The sequence below is a fragment of the uncultured Serinicoccus sp. genome, assembly GCF_947500995.1.
GTDB lineage: Bacteria > Actinomycetota > Actinomycetes > Actinomycetales > Dermatophilaceae > Ornithinicoccus.
Window position 1 is genome coordinate 38,652 of sequence record NZ_CANMUA010000001.1, and the last position, 18,649, is coordinate 57,300.

Annotated in this window: 16 protein-coding genes; 6 read left to right on the forward strand and 10 right to left on the reverse strand. The window is 73.6% G+C overall.

Annotated elements, in window-relative coordinates:
* Positions 1-8: 8 nt before the first annotated feature.
* From Q0967_RS00145 to mraZ, 3 genes are all read right to left on the reverse strand, one after another.
* Positions 9-461 (reverse strand): hypothetical protein, encoded by a 453-nt coding sequence (locus Q0967_RS00145; RefSeq protein ID WP_298748100.1) that lies wholly within the window; start codon positions 459-461, stop codon positions 9-11.
* Complete coding sequence (gene rsmH, locus Q0967_RS00150) at positions 458-1,474, reverse strand: 16S rRNA (cytosine(1402)-N(4))-methyltransferase RsmH (protein WP_298748197.1); 1,017 nt, start codon at positions 1,472-1,474, stop codon at positions 458-460. Before rsmH ends, Q0967_RS00145 begins: the two co-directional genes overlap by 4 nt.
* A gap of 173 nt (positions 1,475-1,647) precedes the next feature.
* Positions 1,648-2,082 carry a division/cell wall cluster transcriptional repressor MraZ gene (gene mraZ, locus Q0967_RS00155; protein WP_298748097.1) on the reverse strand — a complete coding sequence of 145 codons (435 nt, stop codon included), beginning with the start codon at positions 2,080-2,082 and terminating at the stop codon, positions 1,648-1,650.
* A gap of 374 nt (positions 2,083-2,456) precedes the next feature.
* On the opposite strand from mraZ, the gene Q0967_RS00160 reads away from it, so the two are divergent.
* From Q0967_RS00160 to zwf, 4 genes are all read left to right on the forward strand, one after another.
* A complete protein-coding gene (locus tag Q0967_RS00160; RefSeq protein ID WP_299448770.1) occupies positions 2,457-3,434 on the forward strand; it encodes a MoxR family ATPase in 978 nt (325 codons plus the stop codon).
* 16 nt (positions 3,435-3,450) lie between these two features.
* Positions 3,451-4,695, forward strand: coding sequence for a DUF58 domain-containing protein (locus Q0967_RS00165; RefSeq protein ID WP_298748090.1), 1,245 nt, complete (start codon positions 3,451-3,453; stop codon positions 4,693-4,695).
* The gene (locus Q0967_RS00170; RefSeq protein ID WP_298748087.1) at positions 4,692-7,013 is read left to right on the forward strand and encodes a DUF3488 and transglutaminase-like domain-containing protein; all 2,322 of its coding nucleotides are present in this window, start codon (positions 4,692-4,694) and stop codon (positions 7,011-7,013) included. The genes Q0967_RS00165 and Q0967_RS00170 overlap by 4 nt, the downstream gene beginning before the upstream one ends.
* 67 nt (positions 7,014-7,080) lie before the next feature.
* Positions 7,081-8,520 (forward strand): glucose-6-phosphate dehydrogenase, encoded by a 1,440-nt coding sequence (zwf, locus tag Q0967_RS00175; protein ID WP_298748084.1) that lies wholly within the window; start codon positions 7,081-7,083, stop codon positions 8,518-8,520.
* Between the two features lie 78 nt (positions 8,521-8,598).
* Here the strand turns inward: zwf and Q0967_RS00180 are convergent, their stop codons facing one another.
* The 4 genes from Q0967_RS00180 to Q0967_RS00195 all read right to left on the reverse strand — a co-directional run bounded on the left by Q0967_RS00180 (position 8,599) and on the right by Q0967_RS00195 (position 12,955).
* On the reverse strand, positions 8,599-10,194 hold the full coding sequence (locus Q0967_RS00180; RefSeq protein ID WP_298748195.1) for an RNA polymerase sigma factor: 1,596 nt from the start codon (positions 10,192-10,194) through the stop codon (positions 8,599-8,601).
* A 287-nt stretch (positions 10,195-10,481) separates the two neighbouring features.
* Positions 10,482-10,889, reverse strand: coding sequence for a universal stress protein (locus Q0967_RS00185; RefSeq protein WP_298748081.1), 408 nt, complete (start codon positions 10,887-10,889; stop codon positions 10,482-10,484).
* 45 nt (positions 10,890-10,934) lie between these two features.
* On the reverse strand, positions 10,935-12,176 hold the full coding sequence (locus Q0967_RS00190) for a DUF4192 domain-containing protein (protein WP_298748078.1): 1,242 nt from the start codon (positions 12,174-12,176) through the stop codon (positions 10,935-10,937).
* Positions 12,177-12,238: 62 nt separating this feature from the next.
* Positions 12,239-12,955, reverse strand: coding sequence for an EcsC family protein (locus tag Q0967_RS00195; RefSeq protein WP_298748075.1), 717 nt, complete (start codon positions 12,953-12,955; stop codon positions 12,239-12,241).
* 69 nt (positions 12,956-13,024) lie between these two features.
* On the opposite strand from Q0967_RS00195, the gene Q0967_RS00200 reads away from it, so the two are divergent.
* The gene (locus Q0967_RS00200; protein WP_298748072.1) at positions 13,025-13,666 is read left to right on the forward strand and encodes a hypothetical protein; all 642 of its coding nucleotides are present in this window, start codon (positions 13,025-13,027) and stop codon (positions 13,664-13,666) included.
* Here the strand turns inward: Q0967_RS00200 and Q0967_RS00205 are convergent.
* Complete coding sequence (locus Q0967_RS00205; RefSeq protein WP_298748069.1) at positions 13,642-14,622, reverse strand: PAC2 family protein; 981 nt, start codon at positions 14,620-14,622, stop codon at positions 13,642-13,644. The two genes, Q0967_RS00200 and Q0967_RS00205, sit on opposite strands and share 25 nt — an antisense overlap.
* A 112-nt stretch (positions 14,623-14,734) precedes the next feature.
* Between Q0967_RS00205 and Q0967_RS00210 the strand changes: the two genes are divergently transcribed.
* Positions 14,735-16,855, forward strand: coding sequence for a prolyl oligopeptidase family serine peptidase (locus Q0967_RS00210; RefSeq protein WP_298748066.1), 2,121 nt, complete (start codon positions 14,735-14,737; stop codon positions 16,853-16,855).
* A gap of 143 nt (positions 16,856-16,998) precedes the next feature.
* On the opposite strand, the gene coaE is transcribed toward Q0967_RS00210, so the two are convergent.
* Positions 16,999-17,892 carry a dephospho-CoA kinase gene (gene coaE, locus Q0967_RS00215; protein ID WP_298748063.1) on the reverse strand — a complete coding sequence of 298 codons (894 nt, stop codon included), beginning with the start codon at positions 17,890-17,892 and terminating at the stop codon, positions 16,999-17,001.
* A complete protein-coding gene (locus Q0967_RS00220; protein WP_298748060.1) occupies positions 17,889-18,563 on the reverse strand; it encodes a VOC family protein in 675 nt (224 codons plus the stop codon). The genes coaE and Q0967_RS00220 overlap by 4 nt, the downstream gene beginning before the upstream one ends.
* Positions 18,564-18,649: the final 86 nt, after the last annotated feature.

Here is an 18,649-nt window from a genome sequence, read left to right on the forward strand (position 1 = left end):
ACCCCTTGTCAGTCGTCCTTCGCCGGAGCCGTGCCCGTCGAGGGCAGATCAACGGTAAGCGTGCGCGAACCATCCACCTTGGACGCCACGCCGGTGATGGAGCCGTCGGACAGGCGCAGGGTGGCGGTGGAGGTGGAAGGCACCATCTTGAGCTTGGTCGCGGCCTGCGCCAGGCTCTCCGAGGACCCCTTGCTCTCGAGCTCGTCGGCCAGGGTGACCTTCTGGTCGTGCAGCGCCGTGGCCTCGACCTCCAGGGTGCTGAGGACGTAGGACCCCTCGGCGCGGACCGTGTTGAGCAGCAGCACGGCGGTGAAGGTCAGCGCGACGAGCAGGACGCACAGCAGCGCGAACCCGTTGGCGGTGGAGGCGGGCGCCGCGTCCACGGCCCGGGCACGGACGCCGCCCCCGACGCGGGTGGGCGCGACCCGACCGATACGGCTGGAGATGGTCATCTGGCTCATGGCGTGGTGGGCTCCTCGCGGGCGGTGCGGACGGGCTGGTCAGGGGTGGTGCGGAGGCGTTCGGCGGCGCGCAGACGGACCGAGGCGGACCGGGGGTTGGACTCCTGCTCCTGGGCGTCGGCGCGCTCGGCCCCGCGGGTCAGCAGGCGCAGCCAGGGCTGGTGCTCGGGCAGCTCGAACGGGAGGTCGGGCGGAGCCGAGCTGGTCGCCCCCGCCGCGAGGCCCTGCTTGGTGATGCGGTCCTCGAGGGAGTGGTAGGACAGGACGGCGATGCGACCGCCGGTCACCAGCGCGCGCAGCGCCGCGGCCAGCCCCTCGCGCCAGGTCGAGAGCTCGGCGTTGACCTCGATCCGCAGAGCCTGGAAGGTGCGCTTGGCGGGGTGGCCCCCGCTGCGCTGCGACGCTGCCGGGACGACGTCGTGCAGCAGCTGCACCAGGGGCCCGGACGTCGTGAACGGCTCCTCCTCGCGACGGCGCACGATGGCGCGGGCGATCGGCCGGGCGAAGCGCTCCTCGCCGTAGTCGCGCAGGATCCGGGTGAGGTCGCGGACGTCGTAGGTGTTGAGCACGTCGGCGGCGGTGCCGGGGACCGACTGGTCCATCCGCATGTCCAGCGGGGCGTCGGCCCGGTAGGCGAAGCCTCGCTCCAGCTCGTCCAGCTGCAGCGAGGAGACCCCCAGGTCGAAGAGGACGGCGTCGGCGCCCTCGACGCCGACCTCGGCCAGGAGCGACGGCAGGTCCTCGCTCACGGCGTGGACGGGGACGAAGCGGTCGCCGAAGCCCGCCAGCCGCTCGGTGGCCAGGGCCAGGGCCTGCGGGTCGCGGTCGATGCCGACGGCGCGGGCCGCGGGGCAGGCCCGGAGCAGCGCCTCGGTGTGCCCGCCCATCCCGAGGGTCCCGTCGACGTAGACCGCGCCCTCGTGCTGCAGGGCCGGGGCGAGCAGCTCGACGCACCGCTCCAGCAGGACCGGCACGTGCCGGTCCTGCGTCGCGCGCGGGGTCTGTGCTGCCATGACGGTCGGTCCCTGGTCGCGGGTGACGACGGTGGCCGGTCCCTGGTCCCCCACCGTCCGCCCCCTCCCGGCCCGGGGGAAGTCGGGTCGGGTCGAGGGTGCGGTCCCGGCTCCGGGGAAGAGGAGCCGGGGCGTCGACGGACGGGGGGAGGCCAGGGTGCGGTCGCCCGAGGTCACATGAGTCCGGGGACCACCTCCTCGGACAGGTCGGCGAAGGAGTCCTCGTGCGCCTCGGTGTAGGCCGCCCAGGCCCCGGAGTCCCAGACCTCCAGCCGGTTGCCCGCCCCGATGACGGTGCACTCCCCGGTCAGGCCGGCGTAGGAGCGCAGCAGCGGCGGCACGGTGACCCGTCCCTGCTTGTCCGGGATCTCGTCCGAGGCGCCGGAGAGGAAGAAGCGCTGGTAGTCGCGGACCGTCTTGGAGGAGGTGGGGCTGTCCTGCCACTGCTGCACCAGGCGCTCGAAGTCGGCCTGGGTGAAGACGTAGAGGCAGTGCTCCTGCCCCCGCGTGATGACGAGGCCCCCGGCCAACCGCTCACGGAACTTCGCCGGCAGGATCATCCGGCCCTTGTCGTCCAGGCGGGGCGTGTAGGTGCCGAGGAAGAGCACGTCACCACCCCTTCGGTCGATCGGCCGGCGTCTCCAAGTGCCCCCACTCTACTCCACTTCGCCCCACCAAGGCCAGCAAACCAGCGTCATCGTGCCACATTTCTCATCAACGTCGCAGGTCAGACCGGGTGGTGCGGGGTGGGGAGATATTGGGCCGACCTCGACCTCCGCCGAGCGCAGCGCCAACAGCCACGCCCGAGAGCCACCAGCATCGCCGCAGGTCAGGGCACCGAGCCGGCGGTCCCGCCGGCGGCCGGGACCGCCCGGACCATCCGGACGAGCCGTCGGTGGGGCGAAGTGGAGGGCGGGGGTCCGACGCCTCCTGGTGCGGGACGGCGGCGCGGCTCGGAGCGACGTTTGGCAAGATCGGTGTCATGTCTGCCATCTCGCCCGCGCCCGACACCGTCGACCTGGAGGCCGTGCGGTCCGTCGCCGGCGCGGTGCACCGGGCCATCGCGACCGTCATCGAGGGCAAGGACGAGGCGGTCGCCACCGCGGTGACGGCCCTGCTGGCCGAGGGCCACCTCCTCGTCGAGGACGTCCCGGGCGTGGGCAAGACCATGCTGGCCAAGGCCCTGGCGCGGGCCATCGACTGCCGGGTGAGCCGGGTGCAGTTCACCCCCGACCTGCTGCCCAGCGACATCACCGGGGTCAGCGTCTTCAACCAGGACAGCCGTGAGTTCGAGTTCCGCCGCGGCGCCATCTTCGCCAACGTCGTCGTCGGGGACGAGATCAACCGCGCCTCGCCCAAGACGCAGTCGGCGTTGCTGGAGTCCATGGAGGAGCGGCAGGTGACGGTGGACGGGCAGACCTACGCGCTGCCGCGGCCCTTCCTCGTCATGGCCACCCAGAACCCCATCGAGATGGAGGGCACCTACCCCCTGCCCGAGGCCCAGCGGGACCGCTTCATGGCCCGCATCTCCATGGGCTACCCGTCGGCGAGCTCGGAGATGACGATGCTCGAGACGCACGGATCGGTCAGCCCCCTCGAGGGCCTGCACCCCGTCACGACCGCGGCCGACGTGGAGCAGCAGATCGACAACGTGCGCGGTCTGCACATCTCCACGGCGCTGCGCCAGTACGTCGTGGAGCTCATGTCGGCCTCCCGGGCGCACCGCATGCTGCGGCTGGGGGCCTCACCCCGGGCCGGGCTGCAGCTGCTGCGCGCAGCGCGCGCCCACGCCGCGCTGGCCGGCCGCGACCACGTCCTCCCCGAGGACGTGCAGGCGATGGCGGTGCCGGTGCTCGCCCACCGGGTGCTCCCGACCGGCGAGGCCTCGCTGCCCCACCGCAGCACCGCCGACATCGTGCGCGACCTCGTCGAGCGCACCAGCGTCCCCTCCGGACGATGAGGCTGGGCCGCCGCCGATGACGCAGGCCACCGGCCCGTGGGGAGCGCTGACGACGAGGGGCAAGGCGTTCCTCGTGCTCGGCCTGCTCATGGCCGTCGCCGGCATCCTCCTGGGCTACGAGGACGTCACCCGCATCGGCCTGGCCCTCGTGGCCCTGCCCGTGCTCGTGCTGATCCTCATGCCCCGCCGCCCCCCACGCATGACCGTCACCCGTGAGGTCGACCCCCCACGGCTCGTCCCCGAGGAGCGCGGGGAGGTCGAGGTGCGCTTCCGCAACCTCGGTCCCCGCTCCGCGGTCTACCTCGCCGAGGAGCACCTCGACTACCAGCTGGGCGACCGCCCGCGCTACATCCTGCCCCGCATGGTGACCGGGGAGGAGCGGAGGCTGCGCTACACCGTCCGCTCGCGGCACCGCGGCGCCTATGCGCTGGGGCCCATCGTGCTCCGGCAGCGCGACCCCTTCGGCCTGACCTTCCGCACCCTGCAGCTGGCCTCGCGCACCGAGCTGCTGGTCCTGCCCCGCGTCGTCGGCCTGGGCGATGACCGGATGCGCGGCAGCTCGCGAGGCAGCGAGGGCGAACAGCCCCAGATGATCGCGCTGCACGGCGAGGACGACGTCAGCATCCGGACCTACCGCGACGGGGACGAGCTGCGCCGTGTCCACTGGCCGGCGACCGCGCACCGGGGCGAGCTCATGGTCCGCCAGGAGGACCGTCCGGCCCGTCGCCGTGCGGTCCTGCTGCTGGACTCCCGGGCCCAGGCCCACCCCGGCTCGGGGATGCGCCCGTCCTACGAGTGGTCGGTGAGCGCCCTGGCCTCGGTGGCGCGGCACCTCGTGGCCGACGGGTTCGTCGTCCACCTGCTCACCGACGCCGCCCTCCGGGACGGCACCGCCCAGCACCCCGTCGAGCTCGGTCCGGCGATGGACGCCCTCGCCCGGGTCCAGCCCGAGCCCGACGCGCGGCTCGACCGCCTCTCCGGAGCCGCCTCCTCGTTCAGCTCCGGCGGGGTGCTCCTCGTCGCCGCGGTCGTCGCGCACGACGACAGGGAGCTGCGGACCCTCGCCTCCATCCGCCAGCCCGGGTCCCCGGCCCTGGCCTTCGTCCTGGACCCGGCCCGCTTCGGCGGCCCGTCGACCGAGCACGCTCCCACCGGGGTCCTGGCCGAGGCCGGGTGGCGCACGGTGACCGTGGGCCCGCACACCGGCATACCCGAGGCGTGGACCTCGCTGCGGGCCGCCGCGGTCGGGAGGACGGCGTGAACGACGACCGCGACTGGGTGGCCCGGGGACTGTGGGCCGAGGGACTCGTGGCAGCCCTCGCCACGCTGACCGTCGCGTGGCCGCTGACCGACCTCCTGCGGGAGGGCAGCTGGCTCGCCCCCGGCGTGACGATGGTGCTCCTCGTCGCCCTCGGCGGCGCCGTCCTCCGCTCCATCGACACGCCGCCGACCCTGGTCGCGCTGGGCCAGCTCGCGCTCGGCCTCGGTGGGCTGGCGGTCATCTACCTGCAGGAGACGCTGTGGCGCGGGGTGCTGCCCACCCGCGAGACGCTGGAGATGGTCGGCGCCCTCCTGGCCCAGGCCGGCACCGTGCTGCAGACGTATGCCGCGCCCGCCCCGACCACCCAGGGCGTCTCGTTCCTCGTCGTCGCGGTCCTCACCCTCACCGCGGTCTCGGTGGACTCGATGGGGGTGACCGGGCGCGCCCCGGCGAGCGCCGGCATACCCCTCGTCGCGGGGTTCCTGGTCTCGGTCTCCAACACCGGGCAGGCCATGGAGCCGTGGTACTTCGCCGCCGTGCTCGTCATGTGGCTCCTCATGCTCGCCCAGCAGGGACGGCGGCTGTCCCTGTCCTGGCCCTCCGCGGGCCGCCGCGAGTCCCACGGCGCCGGTGACGTCTCCGAGGGTCCCCGCACCTACCGCGGCCTGGCCCAGCTGGTCGGCGCCCTGACCGTCGTGGCGGCCGTGCTCGGCGCCGCCTTCCTGCCCCACCTGCCGCCGACCTTCTTCGCGGACGGTCTGGCGCGCAACCCGGACGCCCGCGACATCGACGCCGACGCCGGCGACGTCTCCTTCACCGAGACCATGGACCCGGGCCAGGACCTGCGCAACCAGTCGCAGGCGCCGGTCCTGACCTACCGCACCGACGCCATCAGCCTGCAGCCGCTGCGCGTCACCGCCACCGAGCGCTTCGAGGACGGGCGGTGGGTCGCTCCCGAGCGCCTCACCTCCGCCCTCCTCCCCCAGGGCGCACCGATCCCCGAGCCGCCGGGGCTCGGTGAGTCGGTGCCGGTCGGCCAGTCCGAGTTCCAGGTCCTCGACAACGTCCTCGAACCGCCCCACCTGGCCGTCCCTCCCCTGCTCACCGCCCTGGAGCTGCAGGGAGCCGGCTACCGGTACGACCCCCAGGACGCCACCGTGGTGCTGCAGGGTCAGAGCTCGCGCTACGACGCGACCTACCTCACCATCGACGTCGGGGGTCAGCTCCCGGACGGCGTCGGCGACCAGCCGGCGGCGGCCGGCGACTTCGACGAGGACCTGCTGGCCGTGGACGAGGTCTCGCGGGAGGCGGTCTCCGCGCTCGCCGACGAGGTGGTCGGCGATGAGGACAACGCGCTGCAGGCAGCCGTCCTCATCCAGGGGCACCTGCGCAGCGACGGCGACTACCAGTACTCCCTGGAGCTGGAGCCCGCCGCCGAGGCCGGGGCCGACGACCCGATCGGGGGGTTCCTCGAGACCCGGCAGGGCTACTGCGTGCAGTTCGCGACGGCCATGGTGATGATGGCCCGGCACGAGGGCATCCCCGCGCGCATGGCCGTCGGCTTCCTGCCCGGCACCCCGCAGCAGGACGGGTCCCGGCAGATCATCGCCGCCGACGCGCACACCTGGCCCGAGCTGTGGATCGACGGCCTCGGGTGGACCCGCTTCGAGCCGACTCCGGGGGTCCGTGCCGGCACCCCGCCGGCCTACGCCCGGTCCACCGACGAGGGTGACGCCGCCCCGAGCACCTCCGAGGTGCCCCAGGAGATCACCCCCACCCCCGAGCCCACGGCGGCACCCGCGCCGGGCGACCCCACCCTGCTCGACCGGCTCGGAGACCTCCTGCCGACCCTGCTGCGCACGCTGCTGGCGCTGCTGCTCCTCGCGGCCCTCGGGACGGTGCTGCCCTGGGCCGGCCGCCGGTACCGCGAGGCCGGCGTGCGCTCGGCCACCACCGCGTCCGAGCGCATCGAGGGCGAGTGGCAACTGCTCACCCGGTCGCTGAGCGACCTCGGCGTCGCCACGCCGCCGGAGCGCAGCCCGCGGAGCATGCGCCGGCACTACCTCGGCGGCACCACGATGGAGGACACCGGCGATCGCGCGCTGGGGCGCGCGGTGGCGACCCTCGAACGCTCCCGGTATGCCGCTCCCGGCACCCTCGACGAGGACGAGGCGCACCAGATGAGCGAGGACGTGCGCACCGTGGTGGACGAGGTACGGCATACCTCCCCCTGGAACCAGCGCGTCAACGCCGCCCTGCTCCCGGGCAGCGGGGTGGCCGGGGTGCACGAGGGCGTGCGGCGCCTCCTGCGCCGCTGACCCACCGGGGGCGCGTCCGGCCCCGCGGGGTGGCGTCCGGCAGGCGTAGACGACAGAGTGGTGACCCATGACCGCACCGCTGACCGTCGTCCTGTTCGGAGCCACCGGCGACCTCGCCCGTCGCAAGCTCATCCCCGGGGTGCTGCACCTCTTCCTGTCCGGTCTCGTCGACGACCTGCGGGTGGTGGGGACCTCGCTCGACGACATGTCGGCCGACGACTTCCGGGACCTGGCGATGGAGGCCGTCCAGGAGTTCAGCGTGCGGGAGTGCGAGGACTCGGCCCTGCGCGACTTCGCCCAGCACCTGGACTACGTGCCCGGCTCGGAGGGGCCCGAGGCGCTGCGCGCGGCGGTCGACCGCTCCGAGGAGCAGCTCGAGGGCGACGAGCCGCTGCGCCTGCACTACCTCTCGGTCCCGCCGAGGGCGGCGCTCAAGGCGGTGGGCACCATCGCCGCGGCCGGGCTCGTCGAGCGCAGCCGGATCATCATGGAGAAGCCCTTCGGCACCGACCACGCCTCCGCGGTCGAGCTCAACGCCCAGTTGCACGAGGTGTTCGACGAGGACCAGATCTTCCGCATCGACCACTTCCTCGGCAAGGAGCCGGCCCAGAACATCCTGGCCTTCCGCTTCGCCAACGGCCTGTTCGAGCCCATCTGGCACCGCAACCACATCGACCACATCCAGATCGACGTGCCCGAGACGCTGGGGCTGGCCCAGCGCGGAGACTTCTACGAGCAGACCGGCGCCTTCCGCGACATGGTCGTCACCCACCTGTTCCAGATCCTGGCCTTCACCGCGATGGAGCCGCCCACCTCGCTGGAACCGCTCGCGATCAGCCGGGAGAAGAACAAGGTCTTCCGCTCCATGCTGCCGCTGGAACCCGGCGACGTCGTGCGGGGGCAGTACGTCGGCTACCGGGACGAGCCCGGGGTGGGCGAGGACAGCCAGACCGAGACCTTCGTGGCGCTCAAGTGCTACGTCGACAACTGGCGCTGGGCCGGGGTGCCGTTCTACCTGCGGACCGGCAAGCAGCTGGCCGAGGGCGCGCGCATCATCTCCATCGCGTTCCGGGAGCCGCCCCAGTCGATGTTCCCCCCGGGGTCGGGTGTCGGCGACCACGGACCCGACCACCTCACCTTCGACCTCGCCGACCGGGCCCGGATGTCGCTGAGCTTCTACGGCAAGCGGCCCGGCCCGGGGATGAAGCTGGACAAGCTGTCGATGCAGTTCTCCATGCAGGACACCGACTGGGCCGGCGGGGTGCTGGAGGCCTACGAACGGCTCATCTACGACGCCGCCCGGGGCGACCGCACGCTCTTCGTGTCCGCGTCGGGCATCGAGCGGCTGTGGGAGATCAGCCAGCCGCTGCTGGACAACCCACCCGTGGTCCGGCCCTACCAGAAGGGCTCCTGGGGCCCGAACCAGATCCACCAGCTCATCACCCCGTTCACCTGGCGCCTGCCCTTCGAGCGGCAGTGGCGCGAGTCCTCCAACCAGCGGGGATGAGACGAGCCCGACCACCGGGCGGGGCGCCAGGTGGTCGGGCTCGAGGTGGTGCTGCCCGAGGTGGTCGGGCTCTGGTGCTCAGTCCAGGTAGTCGCGCAGCACCTGCGAGCGCGAGGGGTGGCGCAGCTTGGACATCGTCTTGGACTCGATCTGGCGGATGCGCTCACGGGTGACGCCGTAGACCTTGCCGATCTCGTCCAGCGTCTTGGGCTGGCCGTCGGACAGGCCGAAGCGCATGGACACCACGCCCGCCTCACGCTCGGAGAGCGTGTCGAGGACGGAGTGCAGCTGCTCCTGCAGCAGGGTGAACGAGACCGCGTCGGCGGGCACGACTGCCTCGGAGTCCTCGATGAGGTCGCCGAACTCGCTGTCGCCGTCCTCGCCGAGCGGGGTGTGCAGGGAGATCGGCTCGCGGCCGTACTTCTGGACCTCGACGACCTTCTCCGGCGTCATGTCCAGCTCGGCGGCCAGCTCCTCCGGGGTGGGCTCGCGACCGAGGTCCTGCAGCATCTGGCGCTGGACCCGGGCCAGCTTGTTGATGACCTCGACCATGTGCACGGGGATCCGGATGGTGCGGGCCTGGTCGGCCATGGCGCGGGTGATGGCCTGCCGGATCCACCAGGTCGCGTAGGTCGAGAACTTGTAGCCCTTGGTGTAGTCGAACTTCTCGACCGCCCGGATGAGGCCCAGGTTGCCCTCCTGGATGAGATCGAGGAAGAGCATGCCGCGGCCGGTGTAGCGCTTGGCCAGCGAGACGACGAGGCGCAGGTTGGCCTCGAGCAGGTGGTTCTTGGCGTTCTTGCCGTCGTTGGAGATCCACCAGAGCTCGCGCTTGAGCTTGGCCTCGATCTTCTCCCCGGAGTTGAGCTTCTCCTCGGCGAACAGACCGGCCTCGATGCGCTTGGCGAGCTCGACCTCCTGCTCGGCGTTGAGCAGCGCCACCTTGCCGATCTGCTTGAGGTAGTCCTTGACCGGGTCGGCCGTCGCTCCGGCCGTGACGACCTGCTGGGCGGGCGCGTCGTCGTCGTCGGCGGTCGACAGGGTGAAGCTGTCCTCGTCGCCCTTGGTCGCCGGGGTCTTCGTCTTGGCGACCTCAGGGGTCTCCGGCGCCTCCTCGACCTCCTCGGCGTCCTCGGCCTCGACGTCCTCCGGCGAGGGGGCCTCGACGATCTCGTCGACGACGTCCTTCTTCTTGCGGCCGCGCCCCTTGGCCGGGGCGGCCGGCTCGTCGGTGGACCCCGCGGCCGCCGAGGCGGCCTTGCGCGCGGTCGTGGTCTTGGCGGTCGCGGTCTTCGCGGCCGTGGTCTTCGCGGCCGTGGACTTGGCGGCCGTGGACTTGGTGCCGGACGTCTTGGCGCCGCTCGCCTTGGCGGCGGTGGAGGCCGACGTGCGGGCGCTCGTGGTCTTGGCGGCCCCGGTCTTGGTGCTCGTGGCGGGCGCCGACTCCTCGGTCCCGGCCGAGCCCGACGAGGTGCTCGTGGACGAGGTGGTGCGGCTCTTGGTGGAACGGCTGGCCCGCTTGCGGGCCGGCGCCGGCTCGGCACGCACCTCGATCGCCTGGTCGCTGAAGACCCGGAGCACCTTCTTCTGCGTCGCGGCGGAGGTGACGTCGGCGGCCTCCAGGGCCGTCTTCACCTGCTCGGCCTCGACAAAGCCCTGCTCGGTCCCGGTCATGAGCAGGGCCCGGAGGGCCTCGTGCTCGAAGGCGGGCGGGAGCTCGGGGGTGCTCGTGCGGGTCGTCCTGGCTGTCACGGGGTGGACCAACTCTCTGTGGGGCAGCAGGTGTAGCGCAGACGGGCATGAGGAACCCGACGCGGCTCAAGAAGTGGTGAGTGGTGCCGGGTGCGGCACGCGGCTCACACCATTATAAAACCTGGAGGCCCCCGCGCACATTCCCCGGGGTGCGCGCAGCGCCCCGGTGGCGCCCCGATCGGAGGCGGCGCGCGGGTTCGCGGCCCGGCTCAGTCGTGCTCGCCGGCCTTCACCGCGAGCACCGGGCACTGCGCCTCCAGGAGGATGCGCTGCGCGTTGGAGCCCAGGATGAGCTTGCCGATGGGGGTGCGCCGCCGCAGTCCGATGACGATGAGGTCCGCGTCGCTGTCCCCCGCCACCTCGATGAGGTCCTCGGCCGGCTCGTTGCCCCGCGCGAGGGCGCGGACCTCGTGCTCGATCCCGGCACCGTCCAGCTCCTCGCCGACCGCCGCCAGCTCCTCCTCGAAGCGCCGCGCCTCCCCCGCGTCGAAGTCACGTCCGCCCCGGTGGGAGTTGACGACGACGAGCTTCACCTTCCGCAGCAGCGCCTCGGTGCGGGCAGCCACCAGCGCCGCCCTGCCCTCGCGGGTCGGGATGTAGCCAACGATGATCGACATGAACGGCGCCCTCCTACGTGACGAGATGTGCCGCGAGGCTACACCTCAGGCCGCCGGGCGCCCTCCTGAGCGTCCCCGGGCGCGTCGCCCGACGGGTCTCCCGGCGCCACGGCCGGACGGACGACCCGGTTCCTCACGGGGCGGGCGCAGCCCGACCTCCAGCGCCCGCCGGAGCAGGCCGGCCAGCTGCGAGCCCGGGTCGACCTCGAGCGCGAGGTCGCACATCTCGTTGGCCACGGTGCCCTCGCCACGGGTCCAGGCGACCATGGCGCCCAGGGTGAGCAGCGGTCCGCCGAGATCACGGGGCACCTGCGAGGCCAGGGTGAGCAGCCCCTCCAGGCCGTCCTGCCAGGTCGTCGTGGGCCACGGCCGCAGGGCCCGGCTCGCCTCGACCAGCTCGCCGGGGACCGACGCGCCCTCGGCCCAGGGCAGGTCGGGCAGCCAGCGGGCCAGCACGGCGTCACGCGCCCACCGGTCGTGCAGCACCACGGTCACCTGCGCCCGCTGCCGGGCGTCCAGCGTCCTGCCCTCGTGGACACAGGCGTCCAGGTCCCGCAGCGCACGACCTTCGTCCAGCCGTCCGGGAGCGAGGTGGAGCAGGCGCAACGCGACGTCGGTCGCCCGGGACGCCTCCTCGTCCCGGCGTCGCACGGACGCGGCGACGGCTGCCCGGGAGGGCAGCACGGCCCGCCCGCTCAGGACGAGGTCGGCCGCGGCGGGGACGTCCGGGGCGGAGGGCGCCGGACACCAGCACTGCTCCTGCCGGGTGACGTCCTCGCCGTCGGCGACCACGGCGCGCATCTGCCGCCCGGAGTCCGTGTCGCGGACGAGCACCAGGTCGTGCACGTGGCAGCCGGTGTCGTCGGCCAGTCGCCGCGACGCGGCGAGCAGTCCCTCCACTGCGGACCGGTCGACCTCGCCGTCGGGGCCGGTCGGCAGGTCGTGGCCGAACACGGCCAGCAGGGTCGGGCCGCTCGAGCCGTCCGCCGCCTGCTGCACCGCGAAGCGCAGCTGCTGGAGCCCCATGCGCAGGTCCGGTGTCGCCGGCAGGTCGAGGCGGCCGGTGAAGACCACCCGCCCCAGCGTGCCCCGCGGGTCGAGCGACAGCGCCACGACGACGATGCTGCGCTCGGGCCGGTAGCCGAGGAGGTGGGGAAGCACCGCCAGCAGCTGACCGGCACCGCTGAGCCGCACCGCGGGGTCCGGGGCGGGCGAGGAGGTGGAGGTGGTGTCGGGTGCGGGGAGGTCGGGCTCCGGCGAGCGCCCCCCGGGCTCGTGGTTCGTCATACCTCCAGCGTGCCGCGAGCGGGCCCGCCGTGGCGGACCCGCTCGCGATCTGTGGATAACCCTCAGCCGGCGGCGGCGCCCGCCTCCCGGTCGGCGAACTCCCGGCGCGCGTGGTCGGCGATGCGCTTCATGAGGTAGCCGTCCAGCCCGGCGCCGATGACGCCCCCGGCCACCGGCACGAAGCGCACGAAACGGCCGAGGGCCCGCCCGCCGACGGCCGTCAGCAACCGGAACCCGACGGCCTTGTTGACCATCATGGCCGCCGCCTTGGGCAGCCGGGACGTCGCCAGGTTGGCCAGCCGGCCGGACCCGGTCATGCCCATGGCCGTCGTGACCCCCGCCTTGCGCATGAGCTCGTCGGCATCCGCGCCGACGAGCGACAGCAGGACGGCGGCACGGGTGGACCTGCTGCTCACGTCGTAGCCGCGCTCCTCGGCGATGGCGGCGACCATGCGGGTGGCGAAGGTGTAGAACTCGAGCACGTTGACCGGGATGGCCACCGGCATGGTGAAGATGCCTCCCACGCCGGTGACGAAACCGCCGACCGCCCCCTTGCGGATGTGCTCGGAGACGATGGCGTCGACCACCCGGTCACGGTCCTCGCCGTGCTTGCGCCGCACCCGGGCCAGGACTTCGCTGGAGGACTGCAGCGGACCGATGCCGTCGACGCCGAAGTCGAGCAGCTTGCCGATGAACGCGTTCGCCAGGGCGTCCAGGCGCCCTCCCTCCTCCAGCTCGGGGTCGGGCTTTACGGCCACGTCGGACTCGGGTCCAGCCACGTCGTCTCTCCTCTTCTCGGGGCACAGGGTCGCGCTCATCCTGACACGGGGTGCGTTAGGTTGCGCGGTATGACGTCAGGACGGCGGGCGAGGGGCGCCCGGCTGCTCTGGCCGCTGGCCGTGCTGCTGGGCCTGACCGGCCTGGTGCTGCTGGCCCTCGGGGCCAGCGGCTCGGCCGGACGGTCCACGACCGACCTCGTGGGGGTGGTGCCGGGGCAGGAGGTGGTGGTGCCGCCGGAGGGGATGTCCGTCTGGTCGCGCTCTCCGCAGACCCGGGCGGCCACTGCCTGCACGCTCGACGACACGGTGATGCTGCGACCCGAGCAGGACTTCACCACCCGGGTCGAGGGCCAGGACTTCCACGAGGTCGCGCGCACCGGACCCGACCCGGGCGAGGGCCCGGCCACGCTGGTCTGCGACACCGGTGACGCCGTCTACGCCGGTCCCTACGGACCCGCGACCGCCCCCACCGGGCTGCGCGGCGGCACCGGGCTGACCCTCGGCCTGCTGCTGCTCCCCCTCGGCCTGGCGTGCGCCGCCCTGGCCGTGCTGGCCGGCCGGCGCGAGCAGGTCGCGGAGCCCGGCCCGGACCCCGCGGCGTACACCCTGGCCCGCCGGCCTCCCGGGCCGCCCACCGGGCAGAGGAGCCGGCAGGCGTCGCCGACCGACGCCCCGACCGGCCCGCGTTACGACCTGCCGCCGCCGTCCTGACCCTCGGCCGGCGGCGTGGGCCCCTCCCCCTCGTCGGCGCCCTCGTCGTCGACCGACTCCGGGTCGCGCAGGAAGGCCTCGAACTGCGCCCCGATCTCCTCGGCGCTGGGCAGGTTGGCGACCTCGGCGGCCAGCAGGCTCTTGCGCCGCTGGCCCTCGATGAAGTGGTCGTAGCGCTTCTCCAGGCCCTCGACGACCTCGCGGGCCTCCTCGTTGCTGGCGAGCTCGTCCTCGATCCGCCCGCGGGTCAACCCCGCCATCGCGACCAGGTCGGTCGTCGGGAGCACGAGCCCGCTGAGGTCCATGAGGGCGTCCGCGGCCGCCACGACCGCGTCCCCGAACTGGGTCTCGGCGAGGTAGTGGGGCACGTGCACGGCCACGCCCATGGTGAGCAGCCCGGACTCGGCGAGCCGCAGGTGCAGCAGGGAGTCGGCGCTGGAGGGGATGCGCACCTGCCCGAAGAGGGGCGTGTAGTCCCCGAGCACCGAGCTGTCGCTCGCGAACCGCGTGGTGCCCACCGGGCGGGTGTGCGGGACCGCCATGGGGATGCCGTGGGCGCTGACCATGCGGCGCACGCCGAAGGCCAGCCCCAGCTGGCGGACGGCGTCGACGAAGGCCTCCCAGCGGTAGTCCGGCTCGATGCCGTGCAGCAGCAGGAAGGGCTCCCCGGCGGCGTCGACGAGCCGGTAGAGGACCAGCGAGGGGTCGTCGTAGTCGGTGTAGTGGTCGGAGTCGAACGTCATGAGCGGACGGCGCGAGCGGTAGTCGACGAGCTCGTCGACGTCGAAGGTCGCGACCAGCTCGTGCTCGAGGGTGTCGAGCAGGTGCTCGGCCAGCGTGGACCGCACCTGCCCGGCGTCGAGGAAGCCCTCCAGCGACACCAGCAGCAGCGGGGCTGGCTGGGGCTGGCGGGCGGCGTCAGCCTCCAGCCGGAACAGTGGCGAGTGCGTCGTCACGGTGTCTCCTCTCAGGTCTGCCCTCTCAACGCGCCGACCCGGCGCGGGATTCCGGGCCGCCCGTCGCCGGGGAGCGACGGCGCACGTCAGGAGGCAATGATAGGAACGGGGTATGACGTCACCGGCGACCCCCTTCCACGACCTGTCCCACTACGTGGCCCTCCCCCGGGTGTCCGGGCTGGCGCTCAGCGCGGACGGGACGCGTCTGGTGACCACGGTGTCGACGCCCACCTCCTCGGGCACCGGCTTCGTCTCCGCGCTCTGGGAGCTGGACCCTGCGGGTGAGCGGGCGGCATACCGCCTGACGCGCAGCGCCAAGGGGGAGACCGGGGCCGCGTTCAGCGCCGGCGGCGACCTCTACTTCACCTCCGCCCGTCCCGACCCCGACGACGAGGACGGCGAGCCCTCCGCAGCGCTGTGGCAGGTCCCGGCGACCGGCGGTGAGGCGCGCGTCGTCCTGCGACGCCCCGGCGGGGTGTCGGGCGTCGTGTGCGCGCGCGACGCCGAGCGCACCCTCGTCGTCGCCGGCCTGCTGCCCGGCGCCTCGGACGAGGCCGGGCACCGGACCCTGCACGAGGGGCGGAGCGAGGCCAAGGTGGACGCGATCCTGCACTCCTCCTACCCCGTCCGCTACTGGGACCACGACCTCGGCCCGCAGGTGCCGCAGGTGTTCGCCCTCGAGGACGGCCCGGACCCCTCCCTGGAGAAGAGTGAGGAGGAGGCCGGGCTGCCCGGGACGACCGACCGGGCCCGGCAGCGCCACCTGCGGCTGCTCACCGGGGGCCAGCACCCCCCGCTGCACGAGCCCGGCCCGAGGATGGCGCCGGACGGCAGCTTCGCGCTCGTCGACCTCACCGTGCCCCTCGGGCGGGCCGACCTGCGATCCACGATCGCCCGGGTCGACGTCGCGGACGGCGGCCTCCGGACGATCCTGGACCTGGAGGGCTCGGAGGCGCACGCCGGGCCGGTGAGCCCGGACGGCACCCGGGCCGTCGTCGTGGTGGGCGAGATGACCGCCCCGGACCGGCCGCCGCACCCGCGCCTGCACGTCATGGACACCGGGACCGGCGCGCTGACCCCCCTGGCCCACGACTGGGACCGCTGGGCGCAGCCGGTCGCCTGGACCCCGGACGGATCGTCGGTCCTGGTGCTGGCCGACAGCGACGGACGTCGCCCGGTGTTCCGGATCGACGTCGCCGACGGGACGGTCGAGCAGGTCACCCACGACGAGGCCGCGTGGAGCGATCTCGTCGTCTCCCCGGACGGCGCCACCGCCTACGGCGTGCGGTCCTCCTACCTCTTCCCGCCCGAGGTCGTCCGGCTCGACCTCGCCACCGGCGAGGTGACCCCGCTCCCCGGTCCGACGGAGCGTCCGCAGGTCCCCGGCCGGCTCGAGGAGGTCGAGACCACCGCGGCGGACGGCAGCCGGGTCCGCGCCTGGCTCGCGCTGCCCGAGGGCGAGCCGACGTCCGCGGCCGGCCACCCGCTGCTGCTGTGGATCCACGGCGGGCCGCTCGGGTCGTGGAACGCCTGGACGTGGCGGTGGAACCCGTGGCTCATGACGGCCCAGGGGTATGCCGTGCTCCTCCCCGACCCGGCGCTGTCCACCGGCTACGGCCAGGAGTTGGTGCGGCGCGGCTGGGGTGCCTGGGGCGACGCTCCCTACACCGACCTCATGGCGGTCACCGACGCGACGGTGGCGCGCAGCGACATCGACGCCGACCGCACCGCGGCGATGGGCGGCTCGTTCGGCGGCTACATGGCCAACTGGGTCGCCGGGCACACCGACCGCTTCCGGGCGATCGTCACGCACGCCTCGTTGTGGGCGCTGGACGGCTTCGGCCCGACGACCGACGCCGCGTTCTACTGGCAGCGCGAGATGACGCCGCAGATGAGCGCGGACCACAGCCCGCACCGGTTCGTGGAGCAGATCGTCACCCCGATGCTCGTCATCCACGGCGACAAGGACTACCGCGTGCCGATCGGCGAGGGCCTGCGGCTGTGGTACGAGCTGCTCTCGCGCTCGGGGCTGCCCCAGGCGGAGGACGGCACGACCCCGCACCGGTTCCTGTACTTCCCGCAGGAGAACCACTGGATCATGAGCCCGCAGCACGCGAAGGTCTGGTATTCCGTCGTCAGCGCCTTCCTGGCCGAGCACGTGCTCGGTGAGGAGCCGCCGGCCGCCGCCGAGCACCTCGGGCTCACGCCCCCTCCCGCACCGGACGCGCAGTAGGGCCGCACCGGACGCGTGATCAGGACACACCGGACGCGCGGTCAGGACACACCAGACGCGCGGCCAGGACACACCAGACGCGCGGTCAGAACAAGCCGGACGCGCGGCCAGGACACACCAGACGCGTGGCGGTGGCAGGACCGTCAGTCCATGCCGAGGCGCAGCCGCGCCGCCGACGCCGGGTCCGCCGAGGCGATGACGACCTCGTCGGACGCGCCTGAGGCTCTCCCGTCGGCGGCGGCCTGCCCGTCACCGGTCAGCATGAGCAGGCCGCGGCGGCGCAGACCGTGGCGCACCGCTGGTTCGTCGAGCGCGCCCAGGTCGACGCCCTCGCCGAGCGGCCGTCCGAGCGCGGCCTCGACCCGGGCGCGGAGGCGTTCGTCCTCACCGGAGCTGCCCGCCCCGGGCGCCGATCCCGGTATGCCGTCCGCCAGGTGCTCGCGGAACGGCACGATCCGGGCGGACCACAGGTCGTCGACGCGTCGGCGCAGGTCGTCGAGGGTGCCGGAGTTGTCGAGGAGCACGTCGGCCGCGGCCCGCCGCTGCCCGTCGTCCGCCTGCGCCCGGATCCGTGAGCGGGCCGCCTGTTCGTCCATGCCGCGCAGCTCGACCAGCCGGCGCAGCCGCTCCTCTTCGGGCACGTCGGCGATCACGGTGAGGGCGTAGTCGGCGCCCATCCCCAGCTCGACCAGGAGCGGGACGTCGTGCACGACGACCGCGTCATCGGGCGCGGCCTCGAACAGCTGCTGCGACCGGCGACGGATCAGGGGGTGGGTGATCGCCTCCAGGTCACGGCGGGCCTGCGCGTCGCCGAACACGACCTGTCCCAGCGCGGGCCGGTCGAGGCTGCCGTCCGCGGCGATGACGTCCGGGCCGAAGCGTCCGGCGATCTGCGCCAGCCCGGGCGTGCCAGGACCGACGACCTCGCGCGCGACCGCGTCGGCGTCCACGACGACCGCACCGAGCGACGCCAGCTGCGCGGACACCGTCGACTTCCCCGAGCCGATGCCGCCGGAGAGTCCGACGCGCAACGTCATACCTGCTGCTCTCCGCTGCCCTCGCGGCCCTGCCACGTGCACACGCAGACCTCGTTGCCCTCGGCGTCGGCGAGCACCCACCAGGACGGGGCGAACTCGTCGGTGACGAGACGTCCCCCGGCGGCCACCGCGGCCTCCACCCGCTGCCGGGCCACGTCGTGCGGCACGGTGATGTCGAGGTGGAAGCGGCCCCGACCGGGGCGCGCCTCGCCCATCTGCTGGAACCACATCGGCGACAGCCGCCCGGCCGCGTCCCGGAGCTGGTGCTCGCCGTCGGTCTCGTAGCCGAGGACGGCCGCCCAGAACGGCTCGACGGCGGGCGCGTCGAGGACGTCGAGCGCGATCTCGAGCGCACTGACCTGGTGCGGCGCAGCCGTGACCCGCTCCTCACGCGCGAGCCGGCTGATCGCCGCCGCCAGCCTGCGGTCCCGGGCGGTCAGCCGGCCGACGTCGTGGCTGATGGTCGTCACCGTGACGTGCCCGTAGCGCAGGTCGACGTCCGGGTGGTGGTCCAGCTCGTCCGCGACCTCGGCGATCCGGGCGACCAGGCGCGCCCCGGTCGTGAAGTCACCGGTGAGCAGCCGGGTGTGCAACCGGTCGAGGATGACCCGCCAGTCGCCGAGCTCGGGGTCGGTTGACAGGTCGTGGTCGGTCGGGTCGGGAGGAGCCATACCCCGACTGTGCCAGAGGGTCGGACCGGTGCGCGCCCGCCACCATGCGCGGCACCCGGTGCAGGACAGGGCAACCATTCGCGACG

Bases quoted from the DNA above. Each gene is read 5' to 3' on its own strand.
- coaE (WP_298748063.1), bottom strand. From the start codon at position 17,892: ATGACGTTGCGCGTCGGACTCTCCGGCGGCATCGGCTCGGGGAAGTCG.
- Q0967_RS00210 (WP_298748066.1), top strand. From the start codon at position 14,735: ATGACGTCACCGGCGACCCCCTTCCACGACCTGTCCCACTACGTGGCC.
- Q0967_RS00185 (WP_298748081.1), bottom strand. From the start codon at position 10,889: ATGTCGATCATCGTTGGCTACATCCCGACCCGCGAGGGCAGGGCGGCG.
- zwf (WP_298748084.1), top strand. From the start codon at position 7,081: ATGACCGCACCGCTGACCGTCGTCCTGTTCGGAGCCACCGGCGACCTC.
- Q0967_RS00165 (WP_298748090.1), top strand. From the start codon at position 3,451: ATGACGCAGGCCACCGGCCCGTGGGGAGCGCTGACGACGAGGGGCAAG.
- Q0967_RS00160 (WP_299448770.1), top strand. From the start codon at position 2,457: ATGTCTGCCATCTCGCCCGCGCCCGACACCGTCGACCTGGAGGCCGTG.
- Q0967_RS00220 (WP_298748060.1), bottom strand. From the start codon at position 18,563: ATGGCTCCTCCCGACCCGACCGACCACGACCTGTCAACCGACCCCGAG.
- Q0967_RS00180 (WP_298748195.1), bottom strand. From the start codon at position 10,194: ATGACCGGGACCGAGCAGGGCTTTGTCGAGGCCGAGCAGGTGAAGACG.
- Q0967_RS00145 (WP_298748100.1), bottom strand. From the start codon at position 461: ATGAGCCAGATGACCATCTCCAGCCGTATCGGTCGGGTCGCGCCCACC.
- Q0967_RS00200 (WP_298748072.1), top strand. From the start codon at position 13,025: ATGACGTCAGGACGGCGGGCGAGGGGCGCCCGGCTGCTCTGGCCGCTG.
- Q0967_RS00190 (WP_298748078.1), bottom strand. From the start codon at position 12,176: ATGACGAACCACGAGCCCGGGGGGCGCTCGCCGGAGCCCGACCTCCCC.
- rsmH (WP_298748197.1), bottom strand. From the start codon at position 1,474: ATGGCAGCACAGACCCCGCGCGCGACGCAGGACCGGCACGTGCCGGTC.